The following is a 12,624-nucleotide window of genomic DNA, read 5'->3' as shown; positions in this document are numbered from 1 at the left end:
AGAATGCCACGGCGGCAGCGAGGCACGCAATTACGGTGGCGGCGCACTCCATCGACGCTGTCCGCCAGGCGTGAACCGAAGCCGCAGAGTTAGCAGGATGGCGATGGCCAATGAATGTGATGTACCATCGTCGTCACTCATTCTTGTTCAGACCATGCCGGGCTCGTCACCGGCCAAACCATACTCGACGGAGGAAGCGACCCGGGGCATCTTCTAACGCAACGTTTGAGAGGATCCTCGATGACGCGACGTCATGTCCTTGCCCTGCTGGGCGCGGCCCTGTTCGGGCTTGTCGCGGCGCCGGTTGCGGCCGAGACCTATCCGAGCCGCGTGGTGACCATCGTGGTGCCTTATCCGGCCGGGGGATCCGTCGACGGCGTCGCGCGGCTTCTCGCGCAAAAGCTCAACGAGGCGTTCGGGCAGAGCTTCATCGTCGAGAACCGCGCCGGTGGCGCCGGCGGCATCGTCGGGGCGAACTATGTCGCCAAGGCCGCGCCTGATGGCTACACGCTGATGCTGACCGCGTCGATCCATGTGGTGACGTCGTTCCTGCACAAGGCCGTGCCCTACGACGTGGTCACCGACTTCACGCCGATTTCACTGGTGGCCAGCGGACCGCTGATCGTCAGCACCAATGCGCAGTCGCCCGCCAAGACGCTCAGGGAATTCTTCGATCTCGTGCGCAAGGATCCGACCAAATACACCTTCGCGACATCGAGCTTCGGCTCGGCCGGGCATCTGGCGATCGAGCTGCTCAAGCGCGATGCCGGCGTCGACACCCTGGTGGTACCCTACAAGGGCGCAAGCCCCGCGCTGACGGACCTGATGAGCGGCCAGGTGCAGTTGATCGCCGATCCGATCCTGTCTTCGCTGCCGCTCGCGAAAGCCGGCAGCATCAGGGCGCTGGCCATCACCAGCAGCAAGCGCGTCGCGATCGCTCCGGAGATTCCGACCGTGGCCGAATCCGGCATGACAGGCTTCGATTTCGGCTCCTGGTACGGCCTGTGGGGCCCGAAGGGCTTGCCCGCCGACCTCGTCACCAAGATCCAGGCCGAGGTCGCTAGGATCGTGCAGCGGCCGGAGGTGAGGGACCGCTTCGCGGTTCTCGGATTCGAACCGCTCGGTTCCACGCCGGATTATTTCGCCGGCTACATCAGGGACGAGATGGCGAAGTATGAGAAGATCATCAAGGACGCCAACATCAAGGCGGAGTGACCGTGATTGCCTTCAGGTTCGACGGCGTGGTGATCGCCCGACCACTTGGTCACGCGTCTGCGGGTGCTAGAATTTCGGCGTCGCGCCATTTGGGCGTTTCGAGTCCTCGTCGCGAAGCCGGGCCTCTTCAGCCTCGTCGACCAGCTTCAAGGCGGTGCCGTCGTAGCTCAGCTTGAGGCCACGGCCGACGGTCCATATCCATCCCTCGCGGACGCTCCTGGTTGGCTGGGCGTTGAACTGGTCTGATATCGATTTGACGGCTGCTTCCTGCGGCCCCGGATAACTCACCTCCGCATTGACGCGCCAGATGGGATGCCTGGCGTCGACGTCGTCGCCATAGACGGTGACCTTGGTGCCATCAATCGCGCATTCGAGGACATGGGAGTCGCGAAGCTGCCGGCAGCGGTAGCGGCGCTGGGTGATCAGCTTGTTCGTCTCCTCGAACGTCATCCCGGGCGAAAAGCCGAGGATGTCGGACTTCTTCACGAGCGCCAGCGACGCAGGTTTCAAGAAGCCTGGCTGGATCGCCACCAGGGCGGCAACGGCAACGATGATCAAGCCGGCGACAACAATGGCAATCTTCATCAGCCCCTCGCGAGAAACATCCGACCATACAACAGCCGGAGCATCCTGCCAGGCGGGCCTGGATCTCATCGCTACGAAACCTGCGCGATGACGGTGCGTTCAATCGACGCCGTCCGGGTCGACGGCGCGGCATGACGGTATTGAAGCTGCCTCGTTCACCTCTCCCCAACGGGGGAGGTCGGATTGCCATGGCGCGCAGTTGCGCGCCTGAGCAATCCGGGTGAGGGGCCGCAACGCCCAGGTGGGCAGATACGTTGGCGCGACGAGGCTCGGGAAGTCGTGATGGAGTGTTGCGCCGTGGCCCTCTTCGAGATCGCGGTCGCTGCCTGCAACTAGGCCGCAATCCGCTGCGCGGTGGGCGCCGTCAGGTATTTCAGCGCTTCGGCATGCTCGAGGTCGGGGACCGCGATGGCGGTGTGGCTGTAGATCGCGTGGGTGCGCGATGTCGCGATCCTGTCCAGGACCTCCTTGCCCTTGATGACGTGGAGGCCCATGCCTTCACCGGCAGGGAAGATCGCCAGCACCACGTCGTAGGCCGCGATGACGGCCCTCAGCGCCTCGGCCTTGTCTTCGGCGACATCGACAAACACGCGAACATCGGCCGCGAGTTCACGCAGCTCGTCAAAATCCAGCACTGTGGGGTACTCCAACGCAACGACACTGGAATGAGCTTGGATGCGTTGGGTTACTGAAGTGTCAACAACGCGCATCCAGCCACAGGTTTAACGATGAGGTGCCTTGAGATGTTTCTTGGAAGTACCTTGCAGGTGTTTTGGAGGTATCTTGCGGCCGTCCGTGACCGCGATTGATGTGCGCGAAAGCTACGTCACACAGCTAGGTCATTCAGCTACGTCACTTGGCGTAACCCTGCGAGCGGAGCCACGCGATCTTGCGATCTCCGTTCATCCAGTCGTCGGCATCAGCCTTGCTGGTGAATCCCGTGATTTCCCGCTGCTCGCTGCCGGGATAGTCCGCCAGTATTTTCCAGTCGCCATCGGCGATCCGGACCGCTCTAAACGTCACTTTTGTTTTGGCCATGCCGCACTATGCACGGAATTCTCTTGAAAGAGAACCCGCCTTGCGGCGGGACTTTGGTCAATCCGCTTTTGGCCGGCGTCACGCCGCCATCGTCGGCCTGAGTTTTGTCGTGATCGGCGGCTTGGTCTGGTGGTTCGGTTCTCGAGGGGGGAATGGCGTGAAAGAAGGGGCGGGCGCCGCCCAAAAGAGCCGGAACTCCCGTCAAACTGCGGCTTGCGTTTTCGGCCCCGATGGGTTCTAAGCCCGGTGACTTCCTGACCGCTGGCATGAACACAAAGCGCGCTGCGCGGCTTTGTCGCGTGCCCGGCGCGGTTACCCCACAGCGCGCGCGCACCCAATTCAGAAGGACTTTCGACATGGCGAAGATGACCAAGACTCAATTGATCGATGCGATTGCCGAGGGCACGCAGCTTGCGAAGAACGACGTGAAGTCGGTCATCGAGTACATGGCGACGGTCGGCTACAAGGAGCTCAACGAGTCCGGTGAATTCGTCATTCCCGGTTTCGTGAAGATGTCGGTCGTCAACAAGCCGGCGACCGAAGCCCGCATGGGCGTCAATCCCTTCACCAAGGAGCCGATGCAGTTTGCGGCCAAGCCGGCGAGCAAGTCGGTGAAGGCCTCGCCGCTGAAGGTTGCCAAGGACGCCGTCTGATCCGGACCAATCGCGCGCCCGCCTGCGTGCCGAGAGCCCCGTTCCGATACCGTCGGAACGGGGCTTTTCATTTTCGTTCTGACGCGTCGGCCTGACGCGGACTGGAATCGGCTTCGCGCCCAAGCGCGAGGTCCGCAAAAGCGAAAACCCCGCCTGGGGGGAAGCGGGGCTTTCTGATGGGGGTGAAGCCTGGGGGAAGCTTCAACAATTAGACGCACCAGTCGGCAAGAGGTTCAACCTCTCAAGAAGACATGGTGCCCGGCGAGATCGCCTTCTCACAGACCGCGCAATTCATCGCTCCCTCAGAAAGAGAAAACCCCGCGCTTTCGCGCGGGGCTTTCCAAACTGACGGCGATGGGATTTCAGCGCCTGGCCGCCAGTCTTGGTTCGAACTTAAGGTTGAAAATCCAAAAAGCAACAGCGCCGCGGTGACGGAATATGTTCGTCAGGCGGCGCTGCCATATTGACTGGGCGCTGAAATCCCCAGCCTCCATAGGTCCGCCCGGCGCCCAAAAGGTTCAAGACGATGCGCGTGGACATCGCGGGCGAGGGGCTGGACTTTTTGTTCTCATTTTGTTCTAGTTGGTCATCATCTTTGGATTCCCTGGGAGGTGACTCATGACCGTCGAAAAACAACGCGAAGTGATCCGGCTCTGGAACGAGCTCAGGAAGCTCGAGGGCCCGGCCGCGGAAGAACTCCGCATCCAGATCCTCGAATGCTTTTCCGAGAAGGGCAAGGAGAAGCGCGCGGCTTGACGCGCGTGCCGGGACGTCGGCCGCGATGGCGCGCGAGATCGCCAGCGCGTCCGCGGTGACCTCGAAAGTCTTGCCGCCGAAGATTTCCGCCGGCGAAGATTTGACGGCATAAGATTTGACGTCAGAAGACGTGGCAGCAGAAGACCTGGCAGCAGAAGACGTGACGGCGCGCGGCTTCATCGATCGTTAGCAATCGCTTCGCGCTGATTTTTCGACTCCGATTCGTTCTTCGAGAACGAAATGGAGTCGGATGCAGAACAAGTTGCATCTGTCGATGTCGGTGCGAACGGGCGTGTCAGCCGATCCGGCACGACGAGACTGCTCGCGTGGGCGCGCCTCGCATCATTTTGTTAAGAGTTGCTCCGCGCCGATTTCTTCGATTCCGATTCGTTCTTTGAGAACGAAATGCAGGCGAAGCTGGAACAAAGCCGGTCGGCGCAGGGCGAAGCTGCCTTGGACCTCGCGCGCGGCGCGCACGTATCCGACGCGAAGATCCGGCGCGCTGTGCCAACTCCTAACGAAAGCTTGCGCGGGAAACGATAACCCTATTCGGTTAGGTTAAAACCCCAATCGCGTTGCGCTTGCCGCGGGTTGGGATAGGTGTCTGGCAAGGACAATCAAGAAACCGCTTTGCCAAGAAGCCATTTTGTCATGACACCTTTTTCAGAGCCGTCTTTCTATCAGGGCGATCGGCACACCTACCGGCGTGTCGCAATCGTCGGCACGCTGTTCTGTCTCGCTTTCGTGGTGATCAGCTTTTCGCTGCGCCCGCAGCTCGAGGACACGCGCGTCGCGGTCAAGGCCGACAGGCTGGTGCGCACGGCGGGCCAGGTGCCGCACGCCAACTAGCGCTGGTCGCCACAGATCCGGTCGTCGGCCGCAGCGCGCGGGCACGAGGTGCCGCGGCTCGCGAGCGCGACGAAGCCGGCATAGCCGGACAGGTTGAGCAGGACTTCGAGCCACACGGGCATGTCGGGCCTCACTTGCGCGAAGACAACCTCAACTTGCGCGCGCGGCGCTGGTTCCCGGTCCACATACGAAATTTGTCTAGAGCCGGGAGGCGGGATCGAGGCGGCGGCCGAGGGTTGCGACGGAGGCGGATGAAGGCTGTTCCTTGAGGAACTCGGCGATGGCGCGTGCCAGCTCGCCGTCGCTCATCGGCGTCGGCGGCGGGCGCAGCGTGCCGACACCGAAATTGCGGACGATCTCGTCGTAATGCTGATCGCCGGATCTGGGAACGAGCCTGCGGATGCGGGCCAGCAAAGCGGATATCGGCAATCTGTCCTCCTCGGCGCTCCGCCCCGCTGGCAGCCATGATCGCCTGCTGCCATTTGCTCCCGTGAAACTGAAAACCCCGCCAGCATCGCGGAGGATACTGACGGGGCTTTGGTGCTGCCGCCTCTACCGGATAGCGGAGGCTCCGCACTTGCAGTTCCAACCCATGCAAGGCGCTTTCGTTCCGCCGCCCTCGATATTTTTTGACGGTCTTGGGTTCCGCACCGCGCGCAACCATCGCGCGGCGCCGGCGTTGTTTCCCAGACGCGAAGGAGGAGCTCATGAAGAAGACATTGGCAGTTCTGGCCACCGTCGCAGCCGTCGGCGTGACCGCGGTGGCGGCGCCCGCGCCTGCCGAGGCGCGCGGCCGGGGCATCGGCCCGGGCCTCGCATTCGGTCTTGCCGCCGGCGCGATCACCGCGGGCGCGGTCGCTGCGTCCCGGCCTTACGGCTATTACGGTCCGGGCTACGGCTATTATGACGGCCCCGCCTATTATTACGGACCTGGTCCCTACGCCTATTACGGCGGCGGACCGTACTACCGGCATCACCACTGGCGCCACTGGTAGCCGATGAGAAGCGAAAAGCCCGGAGCGATGCTCCGGGCTTTTTTCTTTCGCGTGGCGTCCACGCTTGCGCGATGATCGCGATGATTCTGGCTGCTACGGCCAGAGCGAGGGCCGTTCGACCTTGCGGGCGTTCTCCAGCGTCGACACGAAATATTCCTCGCGCTCGCGCTTGAACTTCTCCTGGGTGGCACGGAAGGCGGCGACACGGGCGGCGATCTCTTCGCGTTCACGGATCTTGCGTTGTTCGTCTTCGGTCATGTCCATCCCCTCTGTTCACACTTGGACGATGTTACTTGGGCTGTGTTTTACTGGGCTGTGTCTACGAGTGTTCTCAAGCGCTGCCGCCGCACCGGGCCTTGAGTCGCAATCAACCCATGCATTGGCGCTTCTGATTGGGGCGTCAATGGGGAGGAGGCATTGCAGGATTGTGAAATGCGAAGGGCGGAAAAAATTGCCGAGCACGTTGCATTCGCAGTTGATAAGAGCGTCAACAATCTTGCCGCTTGCGCATGTTGCAGCTAGCGCAGGACCAAATCGGGGGGCTTGCGCTTGATTGCATCGGATCTCCGCAGCGGCGTCGAACGGCTCGGCGACATGATCGCCGAGGCGAAGACCATCGTGCCGTTCACCGGTGCCGGCATCTCGACCGAATGCGGCATCCCCGACTTCCGCTCGCCCGGCGGACTCTGGACGCGCTATCGTCCGATCGAGTTCGGCGAGTTCGTCGCGAGCCAGGACGCGCGCGATGAATCCTGGCGCCGCCGCTTCGCGATGGAGGAGGTGTTTGCGGCGGCCAGGCCCGGCCGCGGCCATCGCGCGCTCGCCTCGCTCTACCGCGCCGGCAAGGTCCCCGCGGTCATCACCCAGAACATCGACAATCTGCACCAGGCCTCGGGCATCGCGCGCGAGCACGTGATTGAACTTCACGGCAATACCACTTATGCGCGCTGCATCGGATGCGGGCAGGCCTATCAGCTCGACTGGGTGAAGCGTCGTTTCGAGGAGGACGGCGGCGCGCCGAACTGCACCGCGTGCGACGAGCCGGTGAAGACCGCCACGATTTCGTTCGGCCAGATGATGCCGGACGATGAAATGCAGCGCGCAACCGCGCTGGCGCGCGCCTGCGACCTCTTCATCGCGATCGGTTCCTCGCTCGTGGTGTGGCCGGCGGCGGGCTTTCCGATGATGGCGAAGAACGCCGGTGCTCGTTTGGTGATCATCAATCGCGAGCCGACCGAGCAGGACGACATCGCCGACCTCGTCATCCGCCACGACATCGGCGAAACGCTCGGTCCCTTTGTCGGCAATTGAGGCGTTAATTTGATTCGCGGCTGTGCAAGCTGTTCATAGGTTCCGGCGAATCTCTTTTTTGTCTATGCGTCGCAACCGGGAGTGTTATCTTTTGAGTCGAAAGATTCGCGTCGCGTCGAATTGAGAACATTCTCTTAAGACGCGTGATTCGAGCGCCGCCAATGTGGCGGGTTGCATGGCAGTGTGGGGTCCGGGGTTATGGGGTCGTCGGACGGATTTGAGTCCAAGAAGGTCGGAGTTCCCGCGGTGGGAGAACACGGCGGCGCCGGGCGCGACAGCGCGCTCAGCCCATTCACCGGCCTCGGTGAGGGCAGCGCCAACCTCGTCGAAGTTCACGGCGTCATCAAATGGTTCGACGCCTCAAAGGGCTACGGCTTCATCGTTCCCGACAATGGCTGGCCCGACGTGCTCCTGCACGTTACCGTGCTTAGACGCGACGGCTTCCAGACCGCCTACGAGGGCGCCCGCATCGTCGTCGAGTGCATCCAGCGCGCCAAGGGCTACCAGGCATTCCGCGTGGTCTCGATGGACGAGTCGACCGCGATCCATCCGGCGCAGATGCTGCCGCCGCGCACCCACGTCACGGTCACCCCGACCAGCGGGCTGGAGCGGGCCCAGGTCAAATGGTTCAACCGGCTGCGCGGCTTCGGCTTCCTGACCTGCGGCGAGGGGACGCCAGACATCTTCGTGCACATGGAGACGCTGCGCCGCTTCGGCATGACCGAATTGCGCCCCGGGCAATATGTGCTGGTCCGCTTCGGGCCCGGTTCCAAGGGCATGATGGCGGCCGAGATCCATCCCGAGACCGGATCGCCGGGATTGCAGTCGCACTAGCGGCAGCAATGTCGCCAATTCCCGTAATCGTGAGCAGAGGCGCGCCGGCTGACCGGCGCGCCTCTGGCTTTTCGGGCGGTCGCCGCGTAGGACTGTTCCATTCCCACGCCGTCAGGACATTGAGTGCCGTCCCATGCGTTTTGCCATGCGTTTTGATGTGAAGCCCGCCCGGTTCCTTGCCGGCAGCTGGCTTGCCACCATCCTCGTCATCGCCAGCCTTGCCGTCGCGAGCGCGCCCGTCATCGCCGCCAGCTTCCAGCCGCTCGAGATCGTCACCAAGAACGGCGTGCAGGTGTTTTCGGTCGAGATCGCGACGACGGAGGAGGAGAAGCAGACCGGCCTGATGTACCGCAAGGAGCTGGCCGACGGCAAAGGCATGCTGTTCGACTTCAATCCCGAGCAGGAAATCTCGATGTGGATGAAGAATACCTATGTCTCGCTCGACATGATCTTCATCCGCGCCGACGGCCGCATCCTGCGCATTGCCGAAAACACCGAGCCGCTGTCGACCAAGATCATCTCGTCGCGCGGGCCCGCCCGGGCCGTGCTGGAGGTGGTGGCGGGAACGGCGCAGAAATACGGCATCCGCCCCGGCGACCGCGTCGGCCACCCGCTGTTCGGCAGCAAATAGGGGACCCTGACGGGGCGGGGCCCTTGCCGGCCCCACCGTGGCGGCTAAGGGGGCTTGCTGGCGCCTTGGGGTGCTTGCTGGCGCCCTGGGAAGCGTGTATCGACGGGGCTCGCCGGACATTCGGGGTATAGCGCAGCCTGGTAGCGCGGCAGTTTTGGGTACTGCAGGTCGTTGGTTCGAATCCAGCTGCCCCGACCAGTCCCGAGGTCGAATCTCCTAAACTTTTCCCAAGTGATTCCGACGTGATTCTGACACGCGGTTCTTGCGCTGTTCCGTCGGCGTTGCCGGCGGCGCGCGCGAGCTTGCACGAAGCTAACGCCGTCCACCGTCTGCATGCCATGGACGAGCGACGAGCCCGGCACGCTGGCCACGCGGATGGGCGCCTTGATCGACACATCGTCAAAGATGTTGCCGACCCGGCAGATGGTTCCGCCCATTTCAAATATCTCGAGACCGTGACGGGAAAAGACGGTTCCGAAGTTGTCCTGCGCGGCTATGCCCTGCTAGGTTGTGCGGAATGGCAGGGGACAGACAGAAGGCCGGCTGCCGGGCATCCAGCTCGGCCGGGTGATCGCGGCTATCGCCGTGTTCTATTTCCACTCGCATATTGCGCTCGAGGCGCATGGCTATTTCGAGCTCGACCGCGTGCACGCCTGGCGCTGGCTAGCACTGCGCGGCGCGGCCGGCGTCGACCTGTTCTTTGCGATCTCCGGATTCATAGTCTGCCACGTCGCGGCGCGGCCCGGGTTCAGCGCCTCGGGGTTCCTGTTCAAGCGCGCCTTCCGCATTTATCCGCTGAATGCGCTTTGTACGGTGGTCATGGCTGCGCTGCTGTATTGGCGTTATTGCGGCAGCCCGGGCGACCTCAACGCCGTGCGCTTCACCACGTCACTCCTGATCATGCCTGGGGCGTCGCCGCTCAATAGCGTCGGCTGGACGCTGGAATACGAGGTGGCGTTCTATCTCGTCGCAGCCATACTTATCCCGCTCGGCGGCGCGCGCCTGCTGCTCGCATGGTGCGTTGGTGCCGTCGTGGCCGGCACGGCGATCGATTCGTTGCCGCATGCGCTCTCCCGCTTTGCCGATGATCATTACGCCAGCTTCGCCGCCGGCGTCTTGGCCTGGATCATCGCCGAGCGGGTGCGACTGAAGAAAGTGCCCGCTCGCGCAGTCCTCAGCCTGACATTGATCGCGGCTGGGCTTGGCATCTACGTGCTCGGTATCGAGTGGGAGTTAGGGTGGCCGACCCCGATTGCCTGCTGCACTGTCGTGCTCGGTCTCGCCTGGCTTCCGACGGTGCCCCGCCTTGCCGTGAAGCTGGGCGACATCTCCTATGGCATCTACCTCTGGCACTGGCTGGTGATCATGCTGTCGCCCTGGATGGCCTACTGGTTTCGGGTCGGCCGCGGCTCGGGCGAGCTCTGGCGCTGGGAGCTCCTCGCACTGACCTGCCTCATGGCCTGGCTCACCTACGTGCTGTTCGAGGAACCGATCAACCGTTGGGCGGCGAGGCGGACCGCCAGCCTGTCAGAGCCTCGCATCGATCAGGAGCGTGCCGGCGCCGCCCCGATAGATCACGCAGACGTCGTTCGGCATCAGCGTGCCGGACAGCGCGCCGTCGATCTCGAAGGTGCTCGGTGACCAGGGGGTGTTGGTGACGGACCCGGCACGGCGCCGACCACGCCATCGGTTACACCCACCGAGCCGAGGATCCCGGACGGAAGGGAAGAAGCCGCAACGCTCTGTGCGCCGATCCGGAAAATGCGCGTCGGTTCGAACTTTTTCACGCCACCAGCGCCTGCTTCGCCGGCCTGGCGCGTTGAAGGAGCGGACAGGGCGCGCAACCGGTGCTGCGCCCAAGGAAAGCTTCAGGCGAGGGTTTCATGTCGATCAGCGCGATTGCATCAACCAGTGCGGCGGTGACGGCGTCCCCGTCCACCGCAACGTCGTCGGCCTCATCTGCGACCGCGGCATCATCGGCATCATCGACGTCATCGACATCGGCGACATCCTCGACGTCCGAGACGTCGTCGTCGCAATCGGCGGGGGGAAGCTCGGGATCGGGCGGCGGCGGCTCGGCCAAGACCGTCGTCAGCGAGGTCTCCATCACCATCGACGGTGTCACCACCACCACGACCACCTATTCCGACGGCACGACCGAGGTCGAGACGTCCGTGAGCGCGCAGGGTAGTCAAGACAATCAGGCCGGGCAGACCTACAACGCGCAAGGCTCGCTCGGTGCCGATGCCAAGAACGCATCCAACAGCACGTCCAGCGCAAGTGCCGGCGTCTAGCCGGGGCGCGATCGTCACCGCAGACCGAGCGGCCTATTGCGTCCTGAAACGCTTGCGCCGCCCCGCGCCTGAAAATCCAGCCTGAAGCCTTGGCCTGAAGGCTTGGCGATCGTTCCCTGCGCAGCGGGACTTCCGCGCGATCTTTCAAGGGATTGGGGACCGGGCCGGCGCAGAATCAGCAAAGCTTCATCGAACCTTTGGCCGTCGCCGCAGACATATGAATGTTGGGGATTTCAGCGCCCAATGCCTAAACGGACGCCGCCAAGCGATGATATTCCGCTTGCGCGGCGTTGCGTGTGTTCAGACGTCACGTTCGTCAGAATTGGCCGATCAGTTCGACGCGTGCCAGCCGAACGGAAACGGCAAGAACGGCCAGACCATCTGGTTGTCGTTGGCGGCCCTTGGTGGCTCCTGAGCTGACGTCCTGGCGACCGGGAGCGGCGGCGTCGATCGCACCGCCAAGCGCAGACAGGCACACTGCAATTTCATTGTGGTCGCCCCAGCCAGTAAGTTTTTTTCAAAATGCGATGTCAGTTCAAAACGCGACGTCAGTAAGAAATTGCCGCGCGTCCAAAACGGCGCGCTCATTCTCAAATCACGCATGCATTGTAGAAAAATCGGCGCTGGCTTTCAACCAGTCTGGCCACCCCTCCACGACAGGTAAGGTTGATCAGTTAGGTTAAGGGCGAACGGTCGTTGCAGCCATTGTGACGGCTGTTATCAGACAATGCCGGCTCGCGATGGGCTGCCTGAAATCCGTGCTCACACAAGGTCACAGTTCGTCGCGGCGCGCGTATCCTGTGAGTTTTGCGTCATGTCTTTCGATCGCAACTTGAAAACCGCCAGTCCGCAGTCGAGCTGGACAGAAATCTGGCACCTCTGGACCGTGATCGTGCCGCGCCGCTCGATCAACGGGCAGCTCGTTTACGGCAAGGTCTGGCGCCGACACGACGGCCGCGACTGGATCTACAAGAAGTTCACCGAGTTCGACGCCGAAGCGGCGGCCTGAGGCAGTGCGATCGGGATAGATCGTCACCCCGCTTTCAGGTGGGGGCCTGCACGCGCGGCAGCGGCATTTTGAAGTGACGTTTCGCGTAGGCGACGATCTCGTTGTCGGAGGGGTGATCGGCCGCTTCCACCGCGACGATCCGCTTGGCGACATCGGGAGCGTGGTCGCGAATGTGGCTGGCCAGCTCGGTCTTGGCGCTCGCCGGTCCGATGATCAGGACTTCGCCGGCACCGGCGAGGGCTTTGGTCACCTCAGCGTAGAACGTCTTGTCGGGCGCGGCATGGCCGCTGCCGATCGCATTGGCCTTGTGATGGAGATGACGCGTCGCCAGATGCGGGTGCAACGTGATTTCGTCGGAACCGCTCAGGCCGAGATGGAAGATCCGGGCCTGCGAATGGTCGATCCATACAATCGCGTGAAAATGAGAGGGCATGTGCCTTGGCCTTGTCCGGGA

Annotated in this window: 20 protein-coding genes and 1 tRNA gene; 12 read left to right on the top strand and 9 right to left on the bottom strand. The window is 62.9% G+C overall.

The window, feature by feature from the left end; all coding sequences use genetic code 11:
- Positions 1-240 precede the first annotated feature (240 nt).
- Positions 241-1,215: a Bug family tripartite tricarboxylate transporter substrate binding protein gene (locus AC1RUR_RS23550; protein ID WP_492848344.1), complete on the top strand. Its 975-nt coding sequence runs from the start codon at positions 241-243 to the stop codon at positions 1,213-1,215.
- Positions 1,216-1,281: 66 nt separating this feature from the next.
- Here the strand turns inward: AC1RUR_RS23550 and AC1RUR_RS23545 are convergent, their stop codons facing one another.
- The 3 genes from AC1RUR_RS23545 to AC1RUR_RS23535 all read right to left on the bottom strand — a co-directional run bounded on the left by AC1RUR_RS23545 (position 1,282) and on the right by AC1RUR_RS23535 (position 2,838).
- The gene (locus tag AC1RUR_RS23545; RefSeq protein WP_492848342.1) at positions 1,282-1,800 is read right to left on the bottom strand and encodes a hypothetical protein; all 519 of its coding nucleotides are present in this window, start codon (positions 1,798-1,800) and stop codon (positions 1,282-1,284) included.
- Positions 1,801-2,132: 332 nt separating this feature from the next.
- Positions 2,133-2,435, bottom strand: a complete 303-nt coding sequence (locus AC1RUR_RS23540) for a hypothetical protein (RefSeq protein ID WP_492848340.1) — start codon at positions 2,433-2,435, stop codon at positions 2,133-2,135.
- 217 nt (positions 2,436-2,652) lie between these two features.
- Positions 2,653-2,838: a hypothetical protein gene (locus AC1RUR_RS23535; RefSeq protein ID WP_015686278.1), complete on the bottom strand. Its 186-nt coding sequence runs from the start codon at positions 2,836-2,838 to the stop codon at positions 2,653-2,655.
- 356 nt (positions 2,839-3,194) lie between these two features.
- On the opposite strand from AC1RUR_RS23535, the gene AC1RUR_RS23530 reads away from it, so the two are divergent.
- Together AC1RUR_RS23530 and AC1RUR_RS23525 are read left to right on the top strand one after the other, a co-directional pair.
- A complete protein-coding gene (locus AC1RUR_RS23530) occupies positions 3,195-3,491 on the top strand; it encodes an HU family DNA-binding protein (RefSeq protein WP_027542683.1) in 297 nt (98 codons plus the stop codon).
- 254 nt (positions 3,492-3,745) lie between these two features.
- Entirely contained in the window at positions 3,746-3,958 is a 213-nt protein-coding gene (locus AC1RUR_RS23525; RefSeq protein ID WP_492848337.1) for a hypothetical protein, read from the top strand.
- Here AC1RUR_RS23525 and AC1RUR_RS23520 read toward each other — a convergent pair.
- Entirely contained in the window at positions 3,885-4,427 is a 543-nt protein-coding gene (locus AC1RUR_RS23520; protein ID WP_492848669.1) for a hypothetical protein, read from the bottom strand. The genes AC1RUR_RS23525 and AC1RUR_RS23520 overlap by 74 nt on opposite strands.
- A 471-nt stretch (positions 4,428-4,898) precedes the next feature.
- Here AC1RUR_RS23520 and AC1RUR_RS23515 point away from each other — a divergent pair, with 471 nt between their 5' ends.
- Positions 4,899-5,096: a hypothetical protein gene (locus AC1RUR_RS23515; protein ID WP_492848335.1), complete on the top strand. Its 198-nt coding sequence runs from the start codon at positions 4,899-4,901 to the stop codon at positions 5,094-5,096.
- On the opposite strand, the gene AC1RUR_RS23510 is transcribed toward AC1RUR_RS23515, so the two are convergent.
- Positions 5,093-5,218 (bottom strand): hypothetical protein, encoded by a 126-nt coding sequence (locus tag AC1RUR_RS23510; protein WP_492848333.1) that lies wholly within the window; start codon positions 5,216-5,218, stop codon positions 5,093-5,095. The genes AC1RUR_RS23515 and AC1RUR_RS23510 overlap by 4 nt on opposite strands.
- A 76-nt stretch (positions 5,219-5,294) precedes the next feature.
- Positions 5,295-5,525, bottom strand: a complete 231-nt coding sequence (locus tag AC1RUR_RS23505) for a hypothetical protein (RefSeq protein WP_492848331.1) — start codon at positions 5,523-5,525, stop codon at positions 5,295-5,297.
- A 278-nt stretch (positions 5,526-5,803) separates the two neighbouring features.
- On the opposite strand from AC1RUR_RS23505, the gene AC1RUR_RS23500 reads away from it, so the two are divergent.
- On the top strand, positions 5,804-6,091 hold the full coding sequence (locus tag AC1RUR_RS23500) for a hypothetical protein (RefSeq protein WP_492848329.1): 288 nt from the start codon (positions 5,804-5,806) through the stop codon (positions 6,089-6,091).
- A gap of 93 nt (positions 6,092-6,184) precedes the next feature.
- Here the strand turns inward: AC1RUR_RS23500 and AC1RUR_RS23495 are convergent, their stop codons facing one another.
- Positions 6,185-6,349 (bottom strand): hypothetical protein, encoded by a 165-nt coding sequence (locus AC1RUR_RS23495; RefSeq protein ID WP_164933808.1) that lies wholly within the window; start codon positions 6,347-6,349, stop codon positions 6,185-6,187.
- 291 nt (positions 6,350-6,640) lie between these two features.
- On the opposite strand from AC1RUR_RS23495, the gene AC1RUR_RS23490 reads away from it, so the two are divergent.
- From AC1RUR_RS23490 to AC1RUR_RS23465, 6 genes are all read left to right on the top strand, one after another.
- Positions 6,641-7,402, top strand: coding sequence for an SIR2 family NAD-dependent protein deacylase (locus AC1RUR_RS23490; protein WP_492848326.1), 762 nt, complete (start codon positions 6,641-6,643; stop codon positions 7,400-7,402).
- 198 nt (positions 7,403-7,600) lie between these two features.
- A complete protein-coding gene (locus tag AC1RUR_RS23485) occupies positions 7,601-8,236 on the top strand; it encodes a cold-shock protein (protein ID WP_492848324.1) in 636 nt (211 codons plus the stop codon).
- 133 nt (positions 8,237-8,369) lie between these two features.
- Complete coding sequence (locus AC1RUR_RS23480) at positions 8,370-8,867, top strand: DUF192 domain-containing protein (protein WP_492848322.1); 498 nt, start codon at positions 8,370-8,372, stop codon at positions 8,865-8,867.
- A gap of 121 nt (positions 8,868-8,988) precedes the next feature.
- A tRNA-Pro gene (locus AC1RUR_RS23475) sits at positions 8,989-9,065 on the top strand.
- 312 nt (positions 9,066-9,377) lie between these two features.
- Complete coding sequence (locus tag AC1RUR_RS23470; protein WP_492848321.1) at positions 9,378-10,508, top strand: acyltransferase family protein; 1,131 nt, start codon at positions 9,378-9,380, stop codon at positions 10,506-10,508.
- 242 nt (positions 10,509-10,750) lie between these two features.
- Positions 10,751-11,161: a hypothetical protein gene (locus AC1RUR_RS23465; RefSeq protein WP_492848319.1), complete on the top strand. Its 411-nt coding sequence runs from the start codon at positions 10,751-10,753 to the stop codon at positions 11,159-11,161.
- A 330-nt stretch (positions 11,162-11,491) separates the two neighbouring features.
- Here AC1RUR_RS23465 and AC1RUR_RS23460 read toward each other — a convergent pair whose 3' ends face one another.
- Positions 11,492-11,749: a hypothetical protein gene (locus AC1RUR_RS23460; protein ID WP_492848317.1), complete on the bottom strand. Its 258-nt coding sequence runs from the start codon at positions 11,747-11,749 to the stop codon at positions 11,492-11,494.
- Positions 11,750-11,975: 226 nt separating this feature from the next.
- On the opposite strand from AC1RUR_RS23460, the gene AC1RUR_RS23455 reads away from it, so the two are divergent.
- The gene (locus AC1RUR_RS23455) at positions 11,976-12,170 is read left to right on the top strand and encodes a hypothetical protein (RefSeq protein WP_492848315.1); all 195 of its coding nucleotides are present in this window, start codon (positions 11,976-11,978) and stop codon (positions 12,168-12,170) included.
- Between the two features lie 34 nt (positions 12,171-12,204).
- On the opposite strand, the gene AC1RUR_RS23450 is transcribed toward AC1RUR_RS23455, so the two are convergent.
- Entirely contained in the window at positions 12,205-12,603 is a 399-nt protein-coding gene (locus AC1RUR_RS23450; protein ID WP_492848313.1) for a translational machinery protein, read from the bottom strand.
- Positions 12,604-12,624: the final 21 nt, after the last annotated feature.

The organism is Bradyrhizobium sp. GW821-FHT12B03 (assembly GCF_058807535.1).
This window is presented reverse-complemented; position numbering and strand designations above follow the sequence as displayed.